Genomic DNA, 23,954 nt, shown 5'->3' with positions numbered 1-23,954 from the left:
CGGTCCGGTCGCTTAGTGGATGACGAAGTAGTCGTTCGGGTGGTTGTGGATGTCCTCGGCCGACACGCCCTTCAGCGTGATGCTGTCGCCGTTGCCGAGGTCGATGACCGCATCACCGCCGTGATCGGTGACGCGCGACGCCAGGTCGGACGCATCGCCGATCTTGAGGCCGTTGATGTTGCGGTCGATCTGCAGCACGTCCTCGCCCGCGCGGAAGTCGAGCACGACGTCCTGGCCGCCGCCGCCGGAGAACACGAACACGTCATGCCCGGCGCCGCCGGACAGGATGTCGTCGCCCTTGCCGCCGACCAGGATGTCGTTGCCGGCTCCGCCGAGCAGCGTGTCGGCACCGTCGCCGCCGCTGAGGTAGTCGTCGCCGTTGCCGCCCGACAGGATGTCGGCGCCCTTGCCGCCATCGAGGATGTCGTTGCCGTCGCCGCCCAGCAGCTGGTCGTCGCCGTTGCCGCCGTGCAGGATATCATCGCCGGCGCCGCCCGAAAGGACGTCATTGCCATTGCCGCCGTCGATGATGTCATTGCCGGCGCCACCCGCCAGCACGTCGGCACCGTTGCCGCCGCTGAGGTAGTCGTCGCCAGCGCCGCCGCTGAGCGAGTCGGCACCGTTGCCGCCCATCATGACATCGTCGCCATCGCCACCGGTCACGACGTCGTGGCCATTGCCGCCGAACAGCGCGTCGTCGCCTTCGCCGCCGATCAGCGTGTCATGGCCGTTGCCACCGAACAGGACGTCGTCGCCCTTGCCCCCGTCGATCAGATCGCTGTGATTCGTGCCGAGATTGACATCGTCATAGTTGCCGCCAGGAAGGGTGGCCATTGTTGATACTCCTTAACGATGTGATTGGGTTGGGGTGGCGTTTTCACCTACCCCGAAATGGCGAGTTACCCCCAACGCTATAGCCAAATATTGGGCGCAGAGGCTGTGACAACAACGAGGCGAAACGCAGGAAAATGTTGAGCTTTGAGAGTCGAAATGTAATAATCGGAGATGTTCGTTGCTTGATGCAGTGTTCTTTGCTTTCAAAAAACGACGAAATTCTAAACATCTTGTCTTTGCAATGGTGACACTGACCCGCTCGGCGGCCGCAAATCCCTGCTACTGTGTGCGTACCGGGGTATGTCGCTTTTAAAAATCTTTCAAAGCGGCAGGCCGAGTCAGCGAAAAAATTGCCGAAACGAAGCCTGGGCGGCGGAAAAATCCGCCGTGCAGCGCCCCCTCCCTCATCGTCCGTGGGGGAGGGGGGTGAGACGTCCGCCCAGCGGAACGCCGGAGGAATCAGGGCAGCGGCGCGACGCCGCCAATTTCAAAATAAAACATCACGCAAACCGACTTTACTCTTCGCCCTCTTCTGCAGCGGTCAACGCCGCCTTTGCCAACTCCATCAATTTGTCTTGCACAGCGTCTGCGTCGTAGCCGGGGTTGTCGGCCAGCGAGTCGCGAAGGCGCATGGCGATGAACTCGCCGGTGTGGTGCTTGTCGTAGAGGTGGACGTCGCCCAGCGCCTTGGCGACGCGCTTCAATCGATCCCGGTCCATGTCACGCTCCTGTGGTTTCCAGCACCGCAACAGAACGCTCCGGAAATGATTGTGCCCCCTCCTCCCTGACGGAAAAGGGGGCACCGGAGTGGAAAAAATCCAGCCTTACTGTTCGCGCAGTGCGCGGTTCATGCCGTCGGTCAGCGGGGTCAGGAAATAGTCGATCGCCTTGCGGGAGTGGCCGTGGATCATCACTTCCGCCGGCATGCCGGGATGCAGCTCCACGTTCGGCAGGCGCTTCAGCGTGTCGACGTCCAGGCTGACGCGGGCGATGAAATAGGCTTGGCCCGTGCGGTCGTCCTGCAACTGGTCGGCGGAGAAGGTGACGATCTTGCCCGGCACCGGCGGAACGACCCGCTGGCGGTAGCCGGTCAGCCGCACCATGGTCTTGGCGCCGATCTCCACATGCTGCACGTCGGCCGGCGACACCCGCGCCTCGACGATCAGGTCGTCGTTCTGCGGCACGATGTCGAGGATCGGCTGGCCGGCGGGAATGGCGCTGCCCGGCGTGAAGAAGCGCAGCCCCGTCACCTTGCCGGCCTGCGGCGCCACGACTTCCTGCCGCTTCAGCACGTCGTCGGCGCCGCGCAGCCGCTCGGACAGGTCGGACACGTTGGCCTGCACGGTCTGAAGGTCGGTCCCGACCTCCGACCGGCGTGTGTTGGCGAGGTTGATGATCTCCAGCTCCGCCCCGGCGATGGCCTGCTCAGCCTTCGACTTGTTCGCCTGAAGCTCGCCGAGTCGGCCTTTGCCGTCCGCGACGTTGCGCTGCAGTTCCAGCAGGCGCGGCTTGCGCTCGTAGCCCTTGGCGAGCAGCTGTTCCACGATGTGCAGCTCGTCCTGGGTGTAGCGCAGGCGGTCGGCGGTGGCGGCCCGCTGGGCCTCCAGCGCGGCGATCTCGTCGCGAAGCTGCGAGATGTTCTTGCGCTGGATGGCGACCTGCCCCTCGTAGCTGTCGCGCCGCGATTCGAACAGGCGCTGCTCGGCGCTCATGGCCTCTGCGGCGACGGGGTTGCTCTTGGCGGCCTTCAGCAGTTCCTCGGCGTAGACCGGGGTCCTGGCGTCGGTCTGCTCCGCGCGCAGGCGGGCGAGGCGGGCGAGCGCCGTCCAGTACTGGCCCTGGATCTGCGCGACCACCGCGCCGCTCTGCGTCGTGTCGAGCCGCAGCAGCATCTGCCCGGCCTTCACCACGTCGCCGTCCTGCACCAGCAGCTCCCGGAGGATGCCGCCCTCCAGATGGGAGATGGTCTTGCGGTGGCTTTCCACCATCACCGTGCCGGGGGCGAGCGCCGCGCTGTCCAGGTCGGCCAGGAAGGCCCAGCCGAAGAACCCGCCGAAGCCAATGGCGACAGCGAGCGCGCCGGCCAGCGCGGTGCCGCGCAGCGATGGCTCGTGCGGGGCGACGTCGATCACGGGCGCCCAGGCCGGGGCAGGGGCGGCGGTCGCAGCCGCCAGGGCGGGCTGTTCGATCGTGGCGTTCGTCATGCGGATTCTCCCGTCCGGACCAGTCGGGCGACCTTCACCGCGCCGCCGGGCTGGACCAGCTTCAACACGTCGGTGCGCGCGCCGAAATGCTCGACCATGCCATCCTTCAGGACCAGCAGCTTGTCGGCGACGGACACGATGGAGGGGCGATGGGCGACCATCACGATGGTGGCGCCTTCCGCACGGGCTTGGCCGATGGCGTGCAGCAGGGCCTGCTCCCCCTCATGGTCGAGGTTGGAGTTCGGCTCGTCCAGCACGATCAGGCGCGGCCGGCCGAACAGGGCGCGGGCCAGCGCGATGCGCTGCCGCTGCCCGCCGGACAGGGCGAAGGCGTTCTCGCCAACCGGCGTGTCGTAGCCGAAGGGCAGGCGGCCGATCATGTCGTGAACCCCGGCCATGCGGGCGGCGCGGACGATCTCCGCCGGGTCGGCGTTCGCCATGCGGGCGATGTTCTCGCCGATGGTGCCGTCCAGCAGGGCGACGGATTGCGGCACGTAGCCGACATACTTGCCGAAGCTCTCCCGCTCCCACAGGAAGGTGCTGGTGCCGTCCAGGTAGATGCCGCCGGCCGTCGGCTCCCAGATGCCGACCAGCAGGCGGGCCAGCGTGGACTTGCCGGCCCCCGACGGGCCGATGATGCCCAGCACCTCGCCGGGCTCCAGCGCGAAGGACACGCCGCGCAGCACCGGGCGCGACAAGCCCTTCGGCACGTGGCTGACGCGGTCCACGCTGATCTTGCCCTGAGGCATCGGCATGGCCATGGTGCCGCGCCGCTGCCCTTCGCCGTTCAGAAGCTCGCGGATGCGCTTGTGCGCGGTCATCGCGCCGACCCACAGGCGCCAGTTGTCCACCAGATGCTCGAAGGGCGCCAGCAGGCGGGCCATCATCAGGCCGGTGGCGATCATGCTGCCGGGCGAGGCTTCGTTGCTGATGACCAGCGCGGCGCCGGCGGAGATGGTGCCGATCTGAATGATCAGCCGCAGCGAGCGCGAGGCCGACGCCATGCCGCGCGACATCAGCGTGCCGCGGTCGACCAGCGAGGCGGAACCGGTCTGCGCCGCCTGCCATCGCCGGGCCAGCGCCGGCAGCATGCCCATGGCCTCGATCGCCTCGGCGTGGCGGACGGCGCTCGCCACATCGGCGTAGACCTTGGCGGAGGCCTCGTTCGCCTCCGCGATGGGGCGGCGGGTCAGCGCGTCGGTCAGCGCGTTCATCGCCAGCAGCAGCAGCGCCGAGCCGACCGCGATCCAGCCGTAGACCGGGTGCAGGATGAACAGGATGACCAGGAAGATCGGGGTCCACAGCAGCTCCAGCGGGATGGTCACCGCGCTGCCGGACATGAAGTTGCGCAGGTCGTTCAGGTCACGCATGGTCTGGCCGGCGTTGCGCATGCCGCCGCCCAGCGCGTCCACGATCGCCGCTTCCAGCGCCGGGACGTTGAAGCGGTGCGCGATCACCGCGCCCGACACGATGAAGGCACGTGCGCGGATGTAGTCCAACACGCCGAACAGCACCAGCCCGCCGACCGCGATGATCGCCAGCATGGTCAGCGTTTCCACGCTGTGGCTGTTCATCACGCGGTCGTAGACCTGCATGGTGTAGAGCGGAACCACGAGCATCAGCAGATTCACGAAGAAGCTCAATGCGCCGGCCAGGAGTAGGCCGCGACCTATCTTCCGATAGGCTTGGGTCAGCAGCGACCGATCCATTCCGCTCATGTAAGGTCCTTCCGGTTGCCGTCGCGCAGGCGTTTCCCAAACAAAGATCGTTTGGTTAACAAATTATTGTCCTAGCTCTTTTCTTCCCGAAGCCGGTTTGGCACCGTCCGGAAAGCACCCGCATGCTCTCGCTTACGTCTCCGACCGACGACAGGCGTGTGATAAGTTTGGGTCGCTACCCCTTTTGCGCTTGTCCGAAAGCGGTAGAAAACCGTCTCCAAGCCTCTGATTTCAAATGATTTTCCAAGCACCCGGCGGCGTGGGCGCCACAGTTTTGCCCCTTTTTCGTCAACTAGCCTTTGGCTTGAAGACGCGGCATGCTGCACCACGCAACATTTGCCTCGCTTTCGAAGGCGGTCTCCTCCTTTGACGATGGCGGGTGCACCGGAAACTCGATTATTTCTCAAATCCAAGGAATATTTGCGATGAACTCGCCCATGACCGTCCTCGTGACCGGTGGCGCCGGCTATGTCGGCAGCCACTGCGTGGCGGAACTGCTGGACCGCGGCGCCAAGGTTATCGTGCTGGACAACCTGCGCCAGGGACATCGTGCGGCTGTCCCGGCGGAGGCGGCCTTCGTCGAAGCCGATCTGGCCGACACCGACGCGCTGAAGCGCGTCTTCGCCGAATGGCGTTTCGACGCGGTGTTCCACTTCGCCGCCCTGTCGCTGGTCGGGGAGTCGATGCGCGACCCGCACCTCTACCTGCACGGCAACACGGTCAACTCGCTGAACCTGATCCGCGCGACGGTCGAGGCCGGCGTGCGCAAGATGGTCTTCTCGTCCACGGCCAACCTGTTCGGCACGCCGGAGCGCCTGCCGATCGACGAGGACACAGCGATTGATCCGGGCAGCCCCTACGGCGAGTCGAAGTTCTTCATCGAACGCGCCCTGCACTGGGCCGACCGCTGCCACGGCCTGCGCTCCGCCTGCCTGCGCTACTTCAACGCAGCGGGCGCGCACCCCAACGGGCTGCTGGGCGAGGACCATCACCCGGAGACTCACCTGATCCCGCTGGTGCTGGACGCCGCGGCGGGCAAGCGCTCCCACATCGAGATTTTTGGCGACGACTATCCGACCCCGGACGGCACCTGCGTGCGCGACTACATCCATGTCTGCGACCTGGCCGACGCGCACCTGCGCGTGCTGGACGCGCTGGAGACGCGCAGCGTCCGCTACAACCTCGGCAACGGCACGGGCTACAGCGTCCGCCAGGTGATCGAGGCGGTGGAGCGCGTGACCGGCCTGAAGGTTCCGGTGAAGGTCGGCCCGCGCCGCGCCGGCGACCCGGCCGTGCTGATCGCGTCGAGCGAGCGCATCCGGACGGAGTTGGGCTGGAACCCGCGCTTCCCCGACCTGGACAGCATCATCGGAGGCGCCTGGGCGTGGCGCAGCCGCAATCCGAACGGCTACCGCGGCCCGGCGACCGCGCAGGCTGCCGAATAAGAGGATGCTGTCTATGAACACGCAGCGCCGGGACGATCCCGATTCCGTCGATCAGGCGGATCTTGCCGAATATCACGGGCTTGCCCGCTTGATCGAGCGGATGCACCGCCGGTTTCTCGACGTGGTGCGCGCGGGCCTGCTGAAGCAGGGCATCGACGACATCGGGCCGGTGCAGGCGCTGATGGTCATGCTGATCGGCGACGACGAACCGTCGGTCCGCGACCTGATGGAGCGCGGCTATTATCTGGGATCAAACGCGTCCTACAGCCTGAAGATCCTGGTGGAGGCCGGCTACATCGACCGCGGGGCCAGCCAGCGGGACCGCCGCACCGCCCGGCTGCGCCTGACCGACAAAGGGCAGGCGCTGCGCGACGAGCTGACGAAGTTCGAGCAGATCCAGGCGTCGGCGCTCGTCCGCAACGACGCGGAGGCGATGGAGCTGAAGGCCGCCTACCGCACGCTGCGCCGTCTCGACCGCATCTGGGGCGACATGGTCCGCTACGCCGGCCAAGGTCTCGATTGAAGGGCCAGACTCGATTGAAGGACCACTGACGATGACCGATTCCTCTCCATCCCCAGGGCTTTCCGCCCGCGACGTCGAACGGCTGCTCGCCTCCCCGTCGCCGGAGACGCGCATCGAGACCATGGCGAAGCTGGTCCGCGACCTCGAACAGGGCCGCCTGACCGAGGCCGAGCGGTCGCTGGCGCTGGAGGTGATGCATTGCTTCGCCGCCGACGCCCAGGCCGCGGTTCGCGAGGCCGTGGCCTGGCAGATCCGCAACAACTCGATGCTGACGGAAGAACTGGCCGAACGCTTGGTGAAGGACGTCGGTCGGGTGGCCTTCCCGCTGCTGCGCGACAGCGGGTCGCTCAGCGACGAGCTTCTGCTCGACGTGCTGGCGGATCCGGACAGCGGCAAGCACATGGCCATCGCCGGCCGCCGCACCGTGTCGGCGCGGGTGGCCGGCGCCATCGTGGAATCGGGCAACGTCGCCGTGGTCACCACCCTGCTGCGCAACCCCGGGGCGGATGTGGCGGAACCGTCGCTGCACCGGGCGCTCGACCGCTTCGGCCGGGTGCGCATGGTCAGCGAGGCGGCGGCGACCCGTCCCGGCCTGCCGCTGGCCGTGGTGGAACGGCTGGTCGCCTTCGTCTCCGACGCCGTGCGGGCGACGCTGGCCCACACCCACGGCCTGTCGCGGGAACTGGTGGAGCGGCTGACCAACCGCGGGCGGGAGGCGGCGACCATGCGCCTTCTGCGCCCGGCGCTCCGCGGGTCGGAGGATGTGGAATCGGTGGCCCGCTGGCTGCACGCCAACGGACGCTTCACCACGGCGCTGCTGTTCCGGGTGCTGTGCGCCGGGGACATCGCCCTGTTCTCCGCCGGTCTGGCCACCAAGGCGGAAGTCACGAGCGAGGCCGCGCGCACGCTGGCTTGGGACGACGGCGCGCTGGGCCTGCGGGCGGTGTTGAAGCGGGCATCGGTCGCGCCCGTTCTCGTGCCGCCCTTCCAGATCGCCATCGGCGTCGCCAAGCGCATGGAGTATGAAGGCAGCGACAACCGTCGCGACGACTTCCAGGCCGAGGTGATGGGCGAGCTGTTCGCCAACCTGACCCCGACCAACGATTGGATCGTGGACGACTTGTTGCTTCAGCTGTTCGACGGCGCGTCCGACGACGTCATCGACCGCGCGCTCGACCAGGCCGGGCTGCCGTTTGCGCCGGTGCGCACGGGGACGTGAACTGTTGCCCCCTCCCTAACCCTCCCCCGCTTCGCGGGAGGGGGAGGGACCCGCGCGCGAGCGCGGGAGGGTGGGGGCAACGGCGGCGACCCGCGCCTTACCCCTCCGCATCCCCCGGCACCAACACCCGCCCGCAGATGTCCCGCGCCTTCTCGAACCGGTCGGGCGCCGCAGAACGCGCAAGCAGGCCCTCGCCGAAGATGAAGGAATAGAACAGGTAGGCCCGCGCGAAGGCTTCGTCGGACGTCAGTCCCATCCCGGTGAACAGGTCAGTCACGCAACGCAGGCGCTCGCGGTCGACCTCCGCGACGATCTCCGCGGCGCGCGGGTCGCGGCGGGCCCAGTCGCGCATGGCCAGTTCGATCGCCATACCGCGCGGGTTGCTGGTTCCACCGTAGAGCGACAGAACGTCGCGGAGCCGGTCGGCCGGCGCCCAGCCGTCCAGCCGCGTCTGCATCTTGATCGCCTCGATGCGGCCGACCTTCCACCCCTCCAGCATCGCCTCGACCAACTCCATCCGGTCGCGGAAGTGCCAGTAGAAGCTGCCCTTGGTGACCTTCAGCCGCTTGGCGAGCACCTCCACGCGCACCTGCTCGACGCCGCCCTCCGCTAGGGCGGAGAAGGCGGCGGACAGCCAGGATTCGCGGTTCAGCGTCTTCGCTTCCATCAGCGGTGCTCCCAGGACCATACGGTGGCGTACCGACAACAGCGGAGCACCATAACCGCAAATGGCCGGTCAGGCCGCAGGAATCGCCGGGCTTGTGAGCGCCCTTTATGCCTTTGCGGGCGTGAAGAGGTCCTTGTGGGCGTCGCGCAGCAGGTTCTTCTGCACCTTGCCCATGGTGTTGCGCGGCAGCTCGTCCACGAAGAACACGCGCTTCGGCACCTTGAAGTTGGCGAGCTGCTGCTTGCACACCGTCACCACGGCCGCCTCGTCCAGCGCGGATCCGGGCTTGCGCAGCACGACGGCGGTCACCGCCTCGCCGAAGTCCGGGTGCGGGACGCCGACCACGGCCGACTCCACAACGCCGTCGATGGCGTCGATGACCGTCTCGACCTCCTTCGGGTAGACGTTGAAGCCGCCGGAGATGATCAGGTCCTTGGCGCGGCCGACGATGTGGACGTAGCCACGACCGTCCACCTTGCCGACGTCGCCGGTGATGAAGAAGCCGTCCGGCTTGATCTCCTGCTTCGTCTTCTCGGGCATCCGCCAGTAGCCGGAAAAGACGTTCGGACCCTTCACCTCGATGATGCCGATCTCGTCGGTGCCCAGCGTCTTGCCGGTTTCCGGATCGACGACGCGCACCGACACCTCCGGCAGGGGAAAGCCCACCGTTCCGGGAATGCGGTCCCCGTCCAGCGGGTTGGAGGTCAGCATGCCGGTTTCGGTCATGCCGTAGCGCTCCAGGATCGCTTGGCCGGTGCGGGCGGAGAACTCCTTGTGCGTGTCGGCCAGCAGCGGGGCGGAGCCGCTGATGAACAGGCGCATGTGCGCCGTAGTGTCCTTCGTCAGGCCGGGATGGGCGAGCAGGCGCGTGTAGAAGGTCGGCACGCCCATCATCACCGTGGCCCGGGGCAGCAGGGCCAGCGCCTGGTCGGCGTCGAATTTCGGCAGGAAGATCATGGAGCTGCCGTTCAGCAGCACGCAGTTGGTCGCCACGAACAGGCCGTGCGTGTGGAAAATCGGCAGCGCGTGCAGCAGCACGTCGTCCGGACGGAAACCCCAGTAGGAATGCAGCGTCAGCGCGTTGGAACCGAGGTTCCGGTGGCTCATCATCGCGCCCTTGGACCGCCCGGTGGTGCCGGACGTGTAGAGGATCGCGGCCAGATCGTCAGGGTCGGCCGGCACGGTCGTGAACTCCGCGCCCTTGCCCGCCGCCAGCTCCGGCAGCGTGCCGTCCCCCTTGGTCCCCAGCGTCAGCAGATGCGCGACCTTTGCCTTGTCCGCGACCTCGCGCAGGCCATCCGCCGTGTCCGGCTTGGCGACGAAGACGTGCGGCTCCGCATCGGTCAGGAAATACCCGACCTCCGCCTTGGTGTAGGCGGGGTTCAGCGGCAGGAAGACGCCGCCGGCGCGCACTGTGGCGAGGTAGAGGACGATGTTCTCGACGGACTTCTCCACCTGCACCGCGACGCGGTCGCCCTTCTTCAGGCCGAGGTCGGACAGCAGGCGGGCGTAGCGACCGGTCAGCGTCTCCAGGTCCCCGTAGGTGACCGTGCGGCCATCCTCCAGCACCGCGAATGGGCGGCTGCGGTCCGCCGGGAAACGGGAGCAGAAGAGATCGAAGATGTTGCCGCTGACCGCGGACGCTGCGTCGGACATGTGCCCTGCCTCCCATGCGCACCAAAGCTGGAGCCCGGATCTACCACACCGGTGCTCGGCTGACCAGATACTTGTATACAGATAATCTGACTATTGTATTCCGTTCCCGCCCATGATGGACACGAACTCGGCAAAGATGTCGATCTGGATGGTCACGTGGCGCCGCATGGCGGTGTAGGCGGCCTCCGGGTCACCGGCCAGAATGGCGTCGACCACGCCGCCATGCTCGTCGAAGCTGTCGTTGATCCGCGACGGGTGGTTCAGCTGGTAGCGGCGGTAGGGGGCCAAACGGGCGAATAGGCCGCGGGCGATCTCCTGCAGCGGCTCGTTGTGGCTGCCGGCTTGGATGGCCTCGTGGAACTCCCGGTTCACGGCGTAATAGGCGTCCAACTCCCGCGCCTTCATGTGCGCGTTGGAGGCCTCGTGCAGCCGCTTCAGCGCCTGCTTCTCCTCCTCCGACATGCGGCGGGCGGCGAATCGGGCGCACAGCCCCTCGATTTCCGACATCACCTCGAACATCTGCACCATGCGGTGCAGCTTCAGCGGCGCCACTACGGCGCCGTGCCGCGGCTGCTTCTCCACCAGCCCGGCGTGGACGAGCTGGAGGATCGCCTCGCGGATCGGCGTGCGCGAGATGTTGAAGCGCTGCGCCAGGCTTTCCTCGTCCAGGCGCGTTCCGGGGCGCAGGCGGCCGAGGAAGATGTCCTCCTCGATGGCTAGGCGCACCTCGTCGGCACGGGTCAGGCCCTTCTTGTCGCTGTCGGCAATCCGATCGCTCATCCCGAGCGCGTCCTCATATCCATCCACGGGGCTGTCCCACTCTGTATACAAGAGATGGACACCGCGTATCCAGTGTGATAGTGCTCTGCCGCAACAATCAGCGCCGGGAATCCTTCCGCGCCCCGGCGGCCTTCGCGCAAGCGGTTTTGGGGGAGGATGCGCATGGACTTTGCGCTTTCCGAGGAACAACAAGCGTTCCGCGACACCGCGCGCGACTTCGCGCGCCAGGAAATGGCGCCGCACGCGGCCCGCTGGGACGAAGAATCCATTTTCCCGGTCGACACGCTGCGGCAGGCGGCGGCGCTGGGCTTCGCCGGCATCTATGTGGGCGACGACGTCGGCGGCTCCGGCCTTGGCCGGCTCGACGCCGCTGTGATCTTCGAGGAGTTGGCGGCGGCCTGCCCGTCGACGGCCGCCTACATCTCCATCCACAACATGGCGTCGTGGATGATCGACCGCTTCGGCAACGCGGAGCAGCGCGAGCGCTTCCTGCCGAAGCTGACGAGCATGGAGCATTTCGCCAGCTACTGCCTGACGGAACCCGGCGCCGGATCCGACGCCGCCTCCCTGCGCACACGGGCGGAGCGCGATGGCGACCATTACGTCCTGAACGGGTCGAAGGCCTTCATCTCCGGCGGCGGCTCGTCCGACGTCTATGTCTGCATGGTCCGCACAGGCGAGCCCGGTCCGAAGGGCATCTCCTGCATCGCGGTGGAGAAGGGCACACCCGGCCTGTCCTTCGGCAAACAGGAGCACAAGCTCGGCTGGAAAAGCCAGCCGACCTCCGCCGTCATCTTCGAGAACTGCCGGGTCCCCGTCGCCAACCGCATCGGCGAGGAAGGCGACGGCTTCAAGATCGCCATGAAGGGGCTGGACGGCGGTCGCCTGAACATCGGCGCCTGCTCCATCGGCGGCGCCCGCTTCTGTCTGGAACAGGCGGTCGCCTACACGGCGGAGCGCAAGCAGTTCGGCAAGCCGCTGAACGCCTTCCAGGCGCTCCAGTTCAAGCTGGCCGACATGGCGACGGAGCTGGACGCGGCGCGCCTGATGCTGCACCGCGCGGCGAGCAGCCTCGACGCGGCCTCGCCCGAGGCGACCATGCACTGCGCCATGGCCAAGCGCTTCGCCACCGACATCGGCTTCCAGGTGGTGAACGAAGCGCTGCAGCTGCACGGCGGCTACGGCTACGTCAAGGAATACCCGATCGAACGGTATTTCCGGGACTTGCGCGTCCATCAGATCCTGGAAGGCACCAACGAGATCATGCGCGTCATCATCGCCCGCCAACTGGTGGGCGGCTGATCGCCGCATCAATACGCAATCCACCGGCGACAACGTCCGGCGGCGCAAAAATAGGGGGAAATGCAATGGCGACGATCGCCTTTATCGGTCTGGGCAACATGGGCGGGCCAATGGCGCGCAACCTGCTGAAGGCCGGCCACGCTGTGCAGGCTTTCGACCTGTCGGAGGCCGCCTGCACCGCCGCCCGCGACGCGGGCGCCACCATCGCCGCCGGCCCGGGGGCCGCGGCGGCCGGGGCCGAGGTCGTCATCACCATGCTGCCCGCCGGCAAGCATGTGCGGGAGGTCTACACCGGCGAAGGCGGCGTCATCGCCAGCGCCAAGCCCGGCAGCCTGTTCATCGACAGCTCCACCGTGGACGTGGACAGCGCCCGCGCCGTCGCCGCGGCCGCGGAGGCCGCCGGATTCGCCATGGTCGACGCGCCGGTGTCCGGCGGTGTCGGCGGTGCGGAAGCGGGCACGCTGACCTTCATGGTCGGTGGCACGGAAGACGCCTTCAAGCGCGCCGAGCCGATCCTGGCGGCCATGGGCAAGGCCATCGTCCACACCGGCGGACCGGGCAACGGGCAGGCTGCGAAGATCTGCAACAACATGATCCTCGGCATCTCGATGATCGGCGTGTCGGAAGCCTTCGCCCTCGCCGAGAAACTTGGCCTGGATTCGCAGAGGCTGTTCGACGTGGCGTCGAAGTCGTCGGGCCAGTGCTGGTCGCTGACCAGCTATTGCCCGGTGCCGGGGCCGGTCCCGACCTCGCCGGCCAACCGCGACTACCAGCCGGGCTTCGCCGCCGCGCTGATGCTGAAGGACCTGAAGCTGGCGGTCGAAGCCGGCCAGAGCACCGGCAGCCCGCTGCCGCTGGGCGGCGAGGCGGCGCAGATCTACACCCTGTTCTGCAATTCCGGCTTCGGCGGCAAGGACTTCTCCGGCATCGTCAACATGCTGCGCGGGCAGAAGTAAACCCCCACCCTAACCCTCCCCCGCTGGGCGGGGGAGGGAACTCCGCCGCTCTCCCGCAAAGCCGCAACTAAGCCCTCCCCCGCCCAGCGGGGGAGGGAGGGACCCGCGAAGCTCTCGCGCAAGCAAAGCTTGCGCTGACGCGGCAGCCGGACCCTTTGGGTCCGCTGAGAGCGGGAGGGTGGGGGCACGGCGGGCCTCACTCCCCCTGCTGCATGACGATGGCGTCGGACGCCCGGCCGCGGAAGTGGATGTTGCCTCCGCGGTCCAGAAAGGCCCAGTCGCCGGTCAGGTAGTAGCGGCGGCCGTGGCGGAAGCGGGAAGAGGTGCGGTCCGGGTCGTTGGCGTAGGCCTCGAACCAGAAGAGCGGTGAGTTCTCCACGTCGATGGCGATCTCGCCGGCGCCGCCGACCGGGGCCTCGCGGCCCTCCGGGTCGAGGATCACCACCCGGAAGCCCGGCATCGGCCGGCCGAGCGACGCGTCCGCCGGCCGGTCGGCGTGGTCGGGGTCGTAGCGGTTCATCATGAAGATGCCGGTCTCACGTTGGCCGTACTGGTCGAGCAGCGGCACCTCCACGACCCGGTTGGCCCAGCCGATCAGCTCCGGCGGCAGCGGCTCGCCGACCACGGAGAGGATGCGCAACGCCAGCTGGCGCGGGCCGCCCTCCGGGTCGGCGCTGTGCCAAGCGCGGATCTGGGACGGCGCGCAGGTCAGGTTGGTGACGCCGAACTTCGTCAGCATCCGATAACCTTGCCGCACGTCGTAGGGGCCGTCGCAGAAGATGGTGGTGCGCCCCAGCAGCAGCGGCCCGACCAGTCCGTAATAGGCACCGTAAGCCCAGCCGGGGTCGGCCATGTTCCAGTAGATGTCATCGTCGCGCAGATCGAGGCCGATCCGCATGTACTGCTCGATTCCCGACAGCGCCTTCACGGGCAGGGAGACGCCGAGCGGCTTCGGCTCGGATTCTGACGTGTAGATCAGCGCGAAGGCGTCGCGGTCGGCGTAGCGGGCAACCTCGGCCAGGGGGGCGGATTCATGCAGGGCGGACCAGAAAGGCACCGCGTCGGCGCCGGGACCGAAGGCCTCGTCGCCCTCCACCATCACCACGGGGCGGCTGTTGTCGCGCGGGATCTTGCGACGCAGGAAGCCGGTGGTGACGATCGCCCGCGCCTCGCTGTCGGCCAGCCGGTAGGCCACCGCGGCGGCCGAGTAGGTGGTGAACAGCGGCATGTAGACGCCGCCCAGCCGCCAGATCGCCAGCGCGGCGATGAGCATTTCCGGCCCCTTGGGCAGCAGCACCGCAACCCGGTCGCCGCGCCCGACACCGAGCCGGTGGAGGACCGTGGCGAAGCGGGCCGAATCGCGCTCCAGCCGGGCGAAGCTCAGCTCGGTGGTTTGGCCGGCGACGCTCTCGTGCAGCAGGGCGGCGTGCGCGCCGTCGGTACGGGCGTGGCGGTCGCACAGCAGGTCGGCCAGCGGAATCGCGTCGCCCTGGTATTCCGGCCGCAGGAAGGCGGTCGGGCGCACGGCGGCGCCTCCGGCATCCGGCGCTTGCCCGTCCGATGGGCGGTAACGGGCCGCCGCGATGCGGCCGAGCGAATCCAGATCCGGCCCCAGATGGTAGCGGCGGCTGCGCGGGTCCTGGTCGATGAAGCGCTCCCGCGCGAGCGCGGTCAGCAGCCGGTGCGCCGTCGCCTTGGACAGGCCGGTGTCGCTCATCAGGTCGGACAGCCGCGCACCGTCCGCGCCATAGGCGGCGACGGTGCGCAACAACGTCAGCGCACGCTCCAGGCTCTGCGTGCCGCCGGACGCGCCGGAGGAGGGGGCTTCGATGTCGGTCACGGTTCGGGTCATGGCAAGGTCCATATTATGGACCTTGCGGCCGAATGTCGCCCGAAAAAACATGCGTCGGCGGAATGTCCGTGTTGAAAACTGTGACGATCGCGGTTTATAGTGCCGGTGTTGCACAAAGGACGGTCCACATTATGGACCAGTTCGCCAACCGAACATTCCGGCGAACAACAAAATCAGTTCCACAGCAACGGAGGAGGAAATGTCAGGCGCGCCCACCGCACCGCCACGCGGTTACGCCCAGCCGGCCGACGCCACCCGCGCGGCCTCCCCATCGGACGTCATCTTCGAAGCCCGGGGCGTGTCCTTGCGCTTTGGCGGCGTGCAGGCGCTGACCGACGTAAGTTTCCGCATCCGCAAGGGGGAGCTGTTTTCAATCATCGGCCCCAACGGGGCCGGCAAGACCTCGATGGTCAACTGCATCTCCGGCCGCTATCGACCGACCGACGGCAAGGTCTTCTTCAAGGGCCGCGACGTCACCGGCATGACGCCCAACCACCGGGCCTCGCTCGGCATCGGCCGAACCTTCCAGAACCTGGCCCTGTTCGGCCACATGACGGTGCTCGACAACATCATGGTCGGGCGCCATCACCTGCTGAAGAACAACTTCTTCACCGGCTCCCTCTACTGGCTGACCGGCGCCCGCAAGGAAGAACTCTCCCACCGCCGCGAGGTGGAGGAGATCATCGACTTCCTGGAAATCCAGCACGTCCGCAAGGCCACCGCCGGCACGCTGTCCTACGGCCTGCGCAAGCGCGTGGAACTGGCCCGCGCCATCGCGCTGAAACCCGACCTGATCCTCCTGGACGAGCCCATGGCGGGCATGAACCTGGAAGAGAAGGAGGACATGGCCCGCTACATCGTCGACCTGAACGAGGAGTTCGGCATGACGGTGGTGATGATCGAACACGACATGGGCGTCGTGATGGACATCTCCCACCGTGTGATGGTGCTGGAGTTCGGCAAGAAGATCGGCGAGGGGTCCCCGGAGGAAGTGCTGGCCGATCCGCGCGTCAAGCGCGCCTACCTCGGCGAGGACGACGAGGTCGACGAAACCGCGCCGCAGCCCAAGCAGGAGGTCGCGTGATGTCCCAACTTCCCGATCTCAACCAGCACGACACTCTGCCCAAGCTGCTGACCCTGCACGCCCGCGACCATGGCGGCGAGGTCGCCATGCGCGAGAAGGACTTCGGCATCTGGCGCGAATTCACCTGGGCGGACATGCACGCCCGCGTGCGCGCCTTCACGCTGGGCCTGATCAAGCTGGGCGTGGCGCGCGGCCATGTGGTGGCCCTGCTCGGCGACAACCGGCCGGACTGGGTGATGGGCGAAATCGCCGCCCACGCCATGGGCGCCATGAGCCTGGGCGTCTACCGCGACGCCATGGACGAGGAGGTCGCCTACCTCATCACCTACGCCGACGTCCACGTCATCTTCGCGGAGGACGAGGAGCAGGTCGACAAGCTGCTGAACCTCGGCGACCGCCTGCCGACGCTGAAGCACATCATCTATTCCGACCCACGCGGCATGCGCAAATACAGCGACCCGCGCCTGATGGAGGCGTCGGAGCTGGTGCGGCTGGGCAACGCACTGCACAATGAGAAGCCGAAGTTCTACGAGGATTTGGTTTCCGCGACGAAGGGCGAGGATGTGGCGGTGCTCTGCACCACCTCGGGCACGACCTCCAACCCGAAGCTGGCGATGCTGCCGGCCGGGCGGCTGATCCGCCATTGTGCCAGCTACCTGTCGGTGGACCCCAAGGGGCCGACGGACGAGTATGTGTCAGTCCTGCCGCTGTCCTGGATCATGGAGCAGATCTACGCGGTCGGCATGGGCATGGTGTCGCGGATGCGCGTGAACTTCGTCGAGGAAGCCGAGACGATGATGAACGACTTCCGCGAGATCGGGCCCAGCTTCGTGCTGTTCGCCCCGCGCCTGTGGGAGCAGATCGCCGCCGACGTTCGCGCCCGCATGATGGACAGCTCCCCCTTCAAGCAGAAGATGTACGACTACGGCATGAAGCTGGGGCTGGAGGCGCTCGCCAACGGAACGCGCTCCGCCGTTGCCGATCGCATTCTTTTCGCAGCGCTGCGAGACCGGTTGGGCTTCACCAACCTGAAGTCGGCGGCGACCGGTGGTGCCGCCCTGGGGCCGGACACGTTCAAGTTCTTCCAGGCGCTTGGCGTGCCGCTGCGCCAGATCTACGGCCAGACGGAGACCATGGGCGCCTACACGGTGCACCGTTCGGGCGACGTGGACTTCGACACGGTCGGTGTTCCCTTCGACGACGGGGTGAAGGTCAAGGTGATCGAGCCCGACCAGAACGGCGTCGGCGAGATCGTGGTCAGCCACCCGAACATGTTCGCCGGCTATTACCGGAACGAAGCCTCGACCACGGCCGACCTGCGCGACGGCTGGATGCACACGGGCGATGCCGGCTTCTTCGACAAGAAGGGCCATCTGGTCATCATCGACCGCATCAAGGACATCGCCACCACCAGCAACGGCGACCGCTTCAGCCCGCAATACATCGAGAACAAGCTGAAGTTCAGCCCCTACGTCGCCGAAGCCGTCATCCTGGGCAACAAGCGCCCGTACCTGTCGGCGATCATCTGCATCCGCTTCCCCATCGTGTCGAAGTGGGCGGAAAAGAACCGCATCGCCTTTACAACCTACTCCGACCTGTCGTCGAAGCCGGAGGTGTACGAACTGCTGCGCCAGGAGGTGGAGCGGGTCAACGCCACGCTGCCGGAGTACCAGCGCATCACCAAGTTCCTGCTGCTCTACAAGGAACTGGACGCCGACGACGGCGAGCTGACCCGCACCCGCAAGGTGCGCCGCGGCGTGATCGCGGAGAAGTACGGCGAGATCATCGACTCCATCTACGCCGGCCAGCCAGCCATCGACGTGGACACCACCATCACCTTCCAGGACGGCACCAAGCAGCGCATCCGCACTGTGCTGAAGGTCGTCGACCTGCTGCCCACCCCGGCGAAAAAGCCGGCCCCGGTCGCGGCGTAGGTGGAACCATGAAGACGCACACTTTTCCCCCTCTCCCCCCCGGGGAGAGGGGCGGGGTGAGGGGGTCCGGCGTTTGCCGAACTCTCCGGTCCCCCCTGAACCCCCTCACCCTAACCCTCTCCCCAGAGGGGAGAGGGAAAAAAGACGAGGCCACGCCATGACCTTGCTCTTCCAACTTCTCGTCAACGGGCTGATCGTCGGCGCACTGTACGGCGTCGTCGCGATGTCCTTCGTGCTGATCTACAAGGCCAGCCGCATCGTGAACTTCGCCCAGGGCGAGTTCCTGCTGATCGGCGCCTGGACCTGCTGGTGGCTGCTGACGCACTGGCAGCTGCCCTTCTGGATCGGGTTCCCGATCACGCTGGCCTTCATGCTGATCTTCGGCGTCGTGCTTCAGATCGTCGTGCTGCGGCCGATGATCGGAGAGCCGATCATCTCCGTCATCATGGTCACCATCGGCCTGTCGATCTTCTTCCAGGCGATGATGAAGTGGATGTTCGGCGTCTTCGCCAAGCCCTTCCCGCCGATCTTCGGCAGCCCGACCATGAACGTCTTCGGGCTGGAGGTGCAGACGGTCTACGTGATGTCGCTGGCCATCTCGCTGCTGATCATGGCGGGCTTCGGCTGGTTCTTCAAATACTCACGCATGGGCCTCGCCATGCGGGCCACCGCCTTCGACCAGCAGGTGGCGCAGTCGCTGGGCATCTCGGTCCGCCAGATGTTCGCGATGAGCTGGGCCATCTCCGCCATGGTCTCCGCCGTGGCCGGCGTGACGGTCGGCGTGGTCAACGGCGTGTCCTCGGCGCTGTCCTTCTTCGGCATCAAGGTCTTCCCGGCCGTGATCCTGGGCGGGCTGGACAGCGTGGCCGGCGCGGTGCTCGGCGGGCTGATCGTCGGCGTGCTGGAGAACATGGCGCACTACGTGGACAGCCAGTGGCTGAACTGGGGCAACATGTACGAGATCGCCCCCTTCTACGTCCTGATCGTCATCTTGATGATCAAGCCCTACGGCCTCTTCGGCACCAAAGACATCGAGCGCGTGTAAGGAGCGGCCGCAACCATGGCGAACATCAGCCTCATCCCCAGCGGCGACTTCAAGACGACCTACGCCGCCGACACGACCATCTTCCCGACGGTCACCAGCCGCAATTTCGCGATCCTGGGCGTGCTGATCCTGCTGGTCTTCCCGACCTTCATGGACCGCTACTGGCTGAACCTGTGCATCCAGATCGGCTACCTGGGCATCGCGGCGCTGGGATTGAACATCCTGGTGGGCTTCACCGGCCAGATCTCCATCGGCCACGCCGCCTTCTTCGGCTTCGGCGCCTTCGCCTCGGCTTGGCTGTCCAACAGCTTCGCGATCCCCGTGGCGCTCGCCATCCCGCTGGCCGGCGTGATGACCACCGCGGTCGGCATGCTGTTCGGCGTGCCGGCGGCGCGGCTGAAAGGCCTGTACCTCGCCATCGCCACGCTGGCGGCGCAGTACATCCTGCAGGACTTCTTCGCCCGCGCTGACTGGTTCACCGGCGGCACCGCCGGGACGATCGCGGAGCCCTTCAGCCTGTTCGGCTTCGCCTTCGACACAGACGAGCGCTACTTCTACGTCGTGCTGGTCTACATGGTCGTGATGTACATCCTGGCGACCAACCTGATGCGCACCCGCGACGGGCGCGCGCTGGTGGCGGTGCGCGACCATTATCTCTCCGCCGAGATCATGGGCATCAACCTGACCAAGTACCGCACGATGTCCTTCGGCATCTCGGCCTTCTACGCCGGCATCGGCGGCGCCTTGTACGCCCACTACCTGCAGTTCGTGTCGGTGGAGGGCTTCACGATCCTCTTCTCGATCCAGTTCCTGGGCATGATCATCATCGGCGGCCTGGGCTCGATCATGGGCTCGCTGATGGGGACGGCCTTCATGGTGCTGCTGCCGGAGGTGATGCAGGCCTTCACCAACAGCCTCGCCGGCACGGCGATCGACAGCGCGCTGAACCTGAAGGACGCCATTGCCTTCCTGCGCGAGATGTCCATCGGCCTCGTCATCATCCTGTTCCTGGTCTTCGAGCCGGACGGGCTGGCCCACCGCTGGAAACAGATCAAGGCCTATTGGAAACTGTATCCCTTCGCGCACTGAGCTTCTGAAAAACATAATGAACGGGAGAAAACGCACTATGACCATGAAGACCGTCCTGCTTGCGACCGCCACGGTCCTGGCCTTCACCGCCGCCGCCAACGCCCAGCAGAAGATCCCGGTCGGCCACCTCGCCGACCAGTCGGGCGCCACGTCGGACGTGGGCGTGCCCTTCGCGCAGGGTGTGGCCGACGCGCTCGCCTACATCAACAAGAACGGCGGCGTCGGCGGCACGCAGATGGCCGTGGAGAGCGTGGACTACGGCTACCAGGCGCCGCGCGCGATCAGCCAGTACAAGAAGTGGTCGTCGGGCAGCGACAAGGTCGCGGCCATCCAGGGCTGGGGCACCGCCGACACCGAGGCGCTGACCGGCTTCGTCGGCAAGGACGAGATCCCGTTCTACTCCGGCTCCTACTCCGGCCACCTGACCGACCCGGCGGGCAAGGGCCCGCACGGCTCCAAGCCGGCGCCCTACAACTTCTTCTATGGCCCATCCTATTCCGACGGCCTGCGCGCCATGCTGACCTGGGCGGCGGAGGACTGGAAGAAGAAGGGCGGCTCGGGCAAGCCGAAGTACGTCCACATGGGCGCCAACCACCCCTACCCGAACGCCCCGAAGGAAGCCGGCGAGGCGCTCGCCAAGGAGTTGGGCTTCGACGTGCTGCCGGCCGTACAGTTCGCGCTGACGCCGGGCGACTACACCGCCCAGTGCCTGACCCTGAAGGAGGCCGGCGCCAACTACGCCTACCTCGGCAACACGGCGGGCTCCAACATCTCGGTGCTGAAGGCCTGCCAGACGGTCGGCGCGCAGGTGCAGTTCATGGGCAACGTCTGGGGCATGGACGAGAACGCCGCCAAGGCCGCCGGCACCGCCGCCAACGGCGTCATCTTCCCGGTCCGCACCGCCACCATCTGGGGCGACGACGCGCCGGGCATGAAGACGGTCAAGGAGATCTCCAAGATGTCCGACGCGGCGGGCACCGCCTACCGCCCGGTGCACTACGTCTCCGGCATCTGCTCCGCCTTCTACATGAAGGAAGCGATGGACTGGGCGAAGGGCAACGGCGGCGTGACCGGCCCGAACATCCGCAAGGGCATGTACCAGAAGAAGGACTGGGTCCCGGCCGGCCTGGAAGGCGTCTGCGTTCCCTCCACCTGGACCGAAACCGATCACCGCGGCATGGACAAGGTCAACATCTACCGCGCCAACGTGAAGGGCGAGACCGGTGCCTCCGTGGACGAGCTGGTGAAGGCCGGCACGATCAAGCTGGAGAAGATCGCCACCGTCGACGTCCCGCGCAAGCCGGAGTGGCTGGGCTGGTAAGTCAGGATCGCCCCCGCCGCCGTGAAAGAGCGGCGGGGGCTCCCTTGCCCCTCTTCGCATCAGGTGTCGCATGATGAACGCTGCCATGGCGACGGAGATTGCTCCCGCGCCGGTTCCCGGCACGGCCAAGGCGCCGCTGCTGTCCGTCAACAACATCGAGGTCGTCTACAACGACGTCATCCTGGTGCTCCGCGGTCTCAGCTTGGAGGTGCCGGAGGGTGAGATCGTGGCCCTGCTGGGTGCCAACGGCGCCGGCAAATCCACGACCCTGAAGGCCATCTCCGGCCTGCTGAAGACCGAGGACGGCGAGGTCACGCGCGGCGACGTCACCTTCGCGGGCGAGCGCATCAACGGCATCGACCCCGACCAGATCGTCCGCCGCGGCATCTTCCAGGTGATGGAAGGCCGCCGCATCATCGGCGACATGACCTGCCAGGAGAACCTGCGCCTCGGCGCCTTCACCCGCCGCGACGGCGGCGTGAAGGACGACATCGACATGGTCTACCACTACTTCCCCCGCCTGAAGGAACGCACCGGCCTCGCCGGCTACCTGTCGGGCGGCGAGCAGCAGATGCTGGCCATCGGCCGCGCCATGATGGCACGCCCGAAGCTGATCCTGATGGACGAGCCGTCCATGGGCCTGTCGCCGCTGATGGTGAAGGAGGTCTTCAGCATCATCCGCCAGATCAACAAGGACCTCGGCGTCACCATCCTGTTGGTGGAGCAGAACGCCCGCATGGCGCTCCAGGCCGCGACGCGCGGCTACATCATGGAGAACGGCAAGGTCGTGCTGGACGGCACCGCCGATGAGCTGCGCAACAACGAGGACGTGAAGGAATTCTACCTCGGCGGCGGCAACGAAGAGCGCAAGAGCTTCAAGAACCTGAAGAGCTTCAAGCGCCGCAAGCGCTGGATTTGAGGAAATCATAATCCCCCTCTCCCGCCCCCGGCGGGAGAGGGAGGGACCCACGCCCATGGCGTGGGAGGGTGAGGGCTAGGTTTCTCGGGATGACCTTGCCCTCACCCTCCCGCCTTCGGCGGGCCCCTCCCTCTCCCAGCGGGGCTGGGAGAGGGGATTTTGGCCCGGAGGCATCGGTGTCCGACTTCTACGACCAACTCGAAACCCGTTCCCCCGACCAGCGCGAGGCGGAGCTGTTCGCCGCACTACCGGCGCAGATCGCCCACGCCAGGGCGAACGCGCCGTACTTCGCGCGCCTGCTGGCCGACGTCGACCCGGCCTCGATCCGCGATCGGGCGGCGCTCTCGCGGCTGCCGGTGACGCGCAAGTCGGACCTCATCGCGCTGCAGAAGGACGCGCCGCCCTTCGGCGGGCTGGCCGCCGTCGCCATCGGGCAGCTTGCCCGCGTCTTCGCCTCGCCCGGCCCGATCCATGATCCGGAGCCGCATGGGAAGGACCCCTGGCGCTCCGCCCGCGCGCTCTATGCCTCGGGCATCCGTGGCGGCGACCTCGTGCAGAACTGCTTCGCCTACCACCTCACGCCCGCCGGCTCGATGTTCGAGACCGGCGCGCACGCGCTCGGGGCCGCGGTCATCCCGGCCGGCACCGGCAACACGGAGATGCAGGCCCAGGTGATCGCCCAGCTGAAGCCAAAGGCTTACATCGGCACGCCGGACTTCCTGAAGATCATCCTGGAGAAGGGCGACGAGCTTGGCCTCGACGTCTCCTCCGTCACGGTCGGCCATGTCGCCGGCGGCCCCTTCCTGTCCGACGCCCGCGCCTTCTACGAGGGGCGCGGCATCGCCGTGTACCAGAGCTACGGTACCGCCGACCTGGGCATCGTCGCCTACGAGACGCCGGCCCGCGCCGGTCTGGTGGTGGATGAGGGCGCCATCATCGAAATCGTCCGGCCGGGCACCGGCGACCCGGTGCCGGAGGGCGAGGTGGGGGAGGTGGTCGTGACCATCTTCAACAAGGCCTACCCGCTGGTCCGCTTCGCCACCGGCGACTTGTCGGCCGTGCTGCCGGGCATGAGCCCCTGCGGGCGGACCAACATGCGGCTGAAGGGCTGGATGGGCCGCGCCGACCAGACCACCAAGGTCAAGGGCATGTTCGTCCACCCGCAGCAGGTCGCGGAGGTCGTCCGCCGCCACCCGCAGGTGGCCAAGGCCCGGCTGGTCGTCGGGCGGCAGGACGCCAACGACACCATGACGCTCCGCTGCGAAGCGGCGGAATCGGGGGAAGCCCTCGCGTCCTCCTTGCGTGAAACTCTGGCGTCCGTCACCAAATTGAAGGGGACCGTGGAGTTCGTCGCCCCCGGTGGCCTGCCGAACGACGGCAAGGTCATCGACGACACGCGGACCTGA

General features: G+C 67.1%; 20 protein-coding genes. 12 read left to right on the top strand and 8 right to left on the bottom strand.

Annotated elements, in window-relative coordinates:
• Positions 1–12 precede the first annotated feature (12 nt).
• The 4 genes from M2351_RS15610 to M2351_RS15595 all read right to left on the bottom strand — a co-directional run bounded on the left by M2351_RS15610 (position 13) and on the right by M2351_RS15595 (position 4,756).
• Positions 13–834, bottom strand: a complete 822-nt coding sequence (locus M2351_RS15610) for a calcium-binding protein (RefSeq protein ID WP_264657037.1) — start codon at positions 832–834, stop codon at positions 13–15.
• Positions 835–1,349: 515 nt separating this feature from the next.
• Positions 1,350–1,553 (bottom strand): hypothetical protein, encoded by a 204-nt coding sequence (locus tag M2351_RS15605; protein WP_264657036.1) that lies wholly within the window; start codon positions 1,551–1,553, stop codon positions 1,350–1,352.
• A 105-nt stretch (positions 1,554–1,658) separates the two neighbouring features.
• Positions 1,659–3,038, bottom strand: a complete 1,380-nt coding sequence (locus tag M2351_RS15600; protein WP_264657035.1) for an HlyD family type I secretion periplasmic adaptor subunit — start codon at positions 3,036–3,038, stop codon at positions 1,659–1,661.
• Positions 3,035–4,756 (bottom strand): type I secretion system permease/ATPase, encoded by a 1,722-nt coding sequence (locus M2351_RS15595; protein WP_264657034.1) that lies wholly within the window; start codon positions 4,754–4,756, stop codon positions 3,035–3,037. Before M2351_RS15595 ends, M2351_RS15600 begins: the two co-directional genes overlap by 4 nt.
• Positions 4,757–5,181: 425 nt before the next feature.
• Here M2351_RS15595 and galE point away from each other — a divergent pair, with 425 nt between their 5' ends.
• From galE to M2351_RS15580, 3 genes are read left to right on the top strand one after another with little or no spacing between them, the layout of a single operon-like run.
• Entirely contained in the window at positions 5,182–6,201 is a 1,020-nt protein-coding gene (galE, locus tag M2351_RS15590) for a UDP-glucose 4-epimerase GalE (RefSeq protein WP_264657033.1), read from the top strand.
• Positions 6,202–6,214: 13 nt separating this feature from the next.
• Complete coding sequence (locus tag M2351_RS15585; RefSeq protein ID WP_264657032.1) at positions 6,215–6,724, top strand: MarR family winged helix-turn-helix transcriptional regulator; 510 nt, start codon at positions 6,215–6,217, stop codon at positions 6,722–6,724.
• Between the two features lie 31 nt (positions 6,725–6,755).
• A complete protein-coding gene (locus tag M2351_RS15580) occupies positions 6,756–7,943 on the top strand; it encodes a DUF2336 domain-containing protein (protein ID WP_264657031.1) in 1,188 nt (395 codons plus the stop codon).
• A gap of 97 nt (positions 7,944–8,040) precedes the next feature.
• On the opposite strand, the gene M2351_RS15575 is transcribed toward M2351_RS15580, so the two are convergent.
• From M2351_RS15575 to M2351_RS15565, 3 genes are all read right to left on the bottom strand, one after another.
• The gene (locus M2351_RS15575; protein WP_264657030.1) at positions 8,041–8,610 is read right to left on the bottom strand and encodes a TetR/AcrR family transcriptional regulator; all 570 of its coding nucleotides are present in this window, start codon (positions 8,608–8,610) and stop codon (positions 8,041–8,043) included.
• Between the two features lie 105 nt (positions 8,611–8,715).
• Positions 8,716–10,266 carry a malonate--CoA ligase gene (locus tag M2351_RS15570; protein ID WP_264657029.1) on the bottom strand — a complete coding sequence of 517 codons (1,551 nt, stop codon included), beginning with the start codon at positions 10,264–10,266 and terminating at the stop codon, positions 8,716–8,718.
• Positions 10,267–10,356: 90 nt separating this feature from the next.
• A complete protein-coding gene (locus tag M2351_RS15565; protein ID WP_264657028.1) occupies positions 10,357–11,046 on the bottom strand; it encodes a GntR family transcriptional regulator in 690 nt (229 codons plus the stop codon).
• 162 nt (positions 11,047–11,208) lie between these two features.
• Between M2351_RS15565 and M2351_RS15560 the strand changes: the two genes are divergently transcribed.
• Positions 11,209–12,348, top strand: a complete 1,140-nt coding sequence (locus tag M2351_RS15560) for an isobutyryl-CoA dehydrogenase (protein ID WP_264657027.1) — start codon at positions 11,209–11,211, stop codon at positions 12,346–12,348.
• A gap of 65 nt (positions 12,349–12,413) precedes the next feature.
• A complete protein-coding gene (gene mmsB / locus M2351_RS15555) occupies positions 12,414–13,304 on the top strand; it encodes a 3-hydroxyisobutyrate dehydrogenase (RefSeq protein WP_264657026.1) in 891 nt (296 codons plus the stop codon).
• Between the two features lie 196 nt (positions 13,305–13,500).
• Here mmsB and M2351_RS15550 read toward each other — a convergent pair whose 3' ends face one another.
• On the bottom strand, positions 13,501–15,156 hold the full coding sequence (locus tag M2351_RS15550) for an AMP-binding protein (protein WP_264657025.1): 1,656 nt from the start codon (positions 15,154–15,156) through the stop codon (positions 13,501–13,503).
• A 199-nt stretch (positions 15,157–15,355) separates the two neighbouring features.
• Here M2351_RS15550 and M2351_RS15545 point away from each other — a divergent pair, with 199 nt between their 5' ends.
• From M2351_RS15545 to M2351_RS15515, 7 genes are all read left to right on the top strand, one after another.
• The gene (locus M2351_RS15545) at positions 15,356–16,240 is read left to right on the top strand and encodes an ABC transporter ATP-binding protein (RefSeq protein WP_264657024.1); all 885 of its coding nucleotides are present in this window, start codon (positions 15,356–15,358) and stop codon (positions 16,238–16,240) included.
• On the top strand, positions 16,240–18,174 hold the full coding sequence (locus M2351_RS15540; protein WP_264657023.1) for a long-chain fatty acid--CoA ligase: 1,935 nt from the start codon (positions 16,240–16,242) through the stop codon (positions 18,172–18,174). Before M2351_RS15545 ends, M2351_RS15540 begins: the two co-directional genes overlap by 1 nt.
• A gap of 157 nt (positions 18,175–18,331) precedes the next feature.
• Complete coding sequence (locus tag M2351_RS15535; protein WP_264657022.1) at positions 18,332–19,219, top strand: branched-chain amino acid ABC transporter permease; 888 nt, start codon at positions 18,332–18,334, stop codon at positions 19,217–19,219.
• A 15-nt stretch (positions 19,220–19,234) separates the two neighbouring features.
• Positions 19,235–20,308, top strand: coding sequence for a branched-chain amino acid ABC transporter permease (locus tag M2351_RS15530; RefSeq protein ID WP_264657021.1), 1,074 nt, complete (start codon positions 19,235–19,237; stop codon positions 20,306–20,308).
• 37 nt (positions 20,309–20,345) lie between these two features.
• Positions 20,346–21,629 carry an ABC transporter substrate-binding protein gene (locus tag M2351_RS15525; protein ID WP_264657020.1) on the top strand — a complete coding sequence of 428 codons (1,284 nt, stop codon included), beginning with the start codon at positions 20,346–20,348 and terminating at the stop codon, positions 21,627–21,629.
• Positions 21,630–21,702: 73 nt separating this feature from the next.
• Positions 21,703–22,548: an ABC transporter ATP-binding protein gene (locus M2351_RS15520; RefSeq protein WP_406567397.1), complete on the top strand. Its 846-nt coding sequence runs from the start codon at positions 21,703–21,705 to the stop codon at positions 22,546–22,548.
• A 176-nt stretch (positions 22,549–22,724) separates the two neighbouring features.
• Positions 22,725–23,954: a phenylacetate--CoA ligase family protein gene (locus M2351_RS15515; protein WP_264657019.1), complete on the top strand. Its 1,230-nt coding sequence runs from the start codon at positions 22,725–22,727 to the stop codon at positions 23,952–23,954.

This window comes from Azospirillum canadense, assembly GCF_025961225.1.
GTDB lineage: Bacteria > Pseudomonadota > Alphaproteobacteria > Azospirillales > Azospirillaceae > Azospirillum > Azospirillum canadense.
The sequence above is the reverse complement of the archived record's forward strand: the minus strand, read 5'-3'. Positions and strand labels throughout refer to the sequence as shown.

Bases quoted from the DNA above. Each gene is read 5' to 3' on its own strand.
- M2351_RS15610 (WP_264657037.1), bottom strand. From the start codon at position 834: ATGGCCACCCTTCCTGGCGGCAACTATGACGATGTCAATCTCGGCACG.
- M2351_RS15605 (WP_264657036.1), bottom strand. From the start codon at position 1,553: ATGGACCGGGATCGATTGAAGCGCGTCGCCAAGGCGCTGGGCGACGTC.
- M2351_RS15600 (WP_264657035.1), bottom strand. From the start codon at position 3,038: ATGACGAACGCCACGATCGAACAGCCCGCCCTGGCGGCTGCGACCGCC.
- M2351_RS15595 (WP_264657034.1), bottom strand. From the start codon at position 4,756: ATGAGCGGAATGGATCGGTCGCTGCTGACCCAAGCCTATCGGAAGATA.
- galE (WP_264657033.1), top strand. From the start codon at position 5,182: ATGAACTCGCCCATGACCGTCCTCGTGACCGGTGGCGCCGGCTATGTC.
- M2351_RS15585 (WP_264657032.1), top strand. From the start codon at position 6,215: ATGAACACGCAGCGCCGGGACGATCCCGATTCCGTCGATCAGGCGGAT.
- M2351_RS15580 (WP_264657031.1), top strand. From the start codon at position 6,756: ATGACCGATTCCTCTCCATCCCCAGGGCTTTCCGCCCGCGACGTCGAA.
- M2351_RS15575 (WP_264657030.1), bottom strand. From the start codon at position 8,610: ATGGAAGCGAAGACGCTGAACCGCGAATCCTGGCTGTCCGCCGCCTTC.
- M2351_RS15570 (WP_264657029.1), bottom strand. From the start codon at position 10,266: ATGTCCGACGCAGCGTCCGCGGTCAGCGGCAACATCTTCGATCTCTTC.
- M2351_RS15565 (WP_264657028.1), bottom strand. From the start codon at position 11,046: ATGAGCGATCGGATTGCCGACAGCGACAAGAAGGGCCTGACCCGTGCC.
- M2351_RS15560 (WP_264657027.1), top strand. From the start codon at position 11,209: ATGGACTTTGCGCTTTCCGAGGAACAACAAGCGTTCCGCGACACCGCG.
- mmsB (WP_264657026.1), top strand. From the start codon at position 12,414: ATGGCGACGATCGCCTTTATCGGTCTGGGCAACATGGGCGGGCCAATG.
- M2351_RS15550 (WP_264657025.1), bottom strand. From the start codon at position 15,156: ATGACCCGAACCGTGACCGACATCGAAGCCCCCTCCTCCGGCGCGTCC.
- M2351_RS15545 (WP_264657024.1), top strand. From the start codon at position 15,356: ATGTCAGGCGCGCCCACCGCACCGCCACGCGGTTACGCCCAGCCGGCC.
- M2351_RS15540 (WP_264657023.1), top strand. From the start codon at position 16,240: ATGTCCCAACTTCCCGATCTCAACCAGCACGACACTCTGCCCAAGCTG.
- M2351_RS15535 (WP_264657022.1), top strand. From the start codon at position 18,332: ATGACCTTGCTCTTCCAACTTCTCGTCAACGGGCTGATCGTCGGCGCA.
- M2351_RS15530 (WP_264657021.1), top strand. From the start codon at position 19,235: ATGGCGAACATCAGCCTCATCCCCAGCGGCGACTTCAAGACGACCTAC.
- M2351_RS15525 (WP_264657020.1), top strand. From the start codon at position 20,346: ATGACCATGAAGACCGTCCTGCTTGCGACCGCCACGGTCCTGGCCTTC.
- M2351_RS15520 (WP_406567397.1), top strand. From the start codon at position 21,703: ATGAACGCTGCCATGGCGACGGAGATTGCTCCCGCGCCGGTTCCCGGC.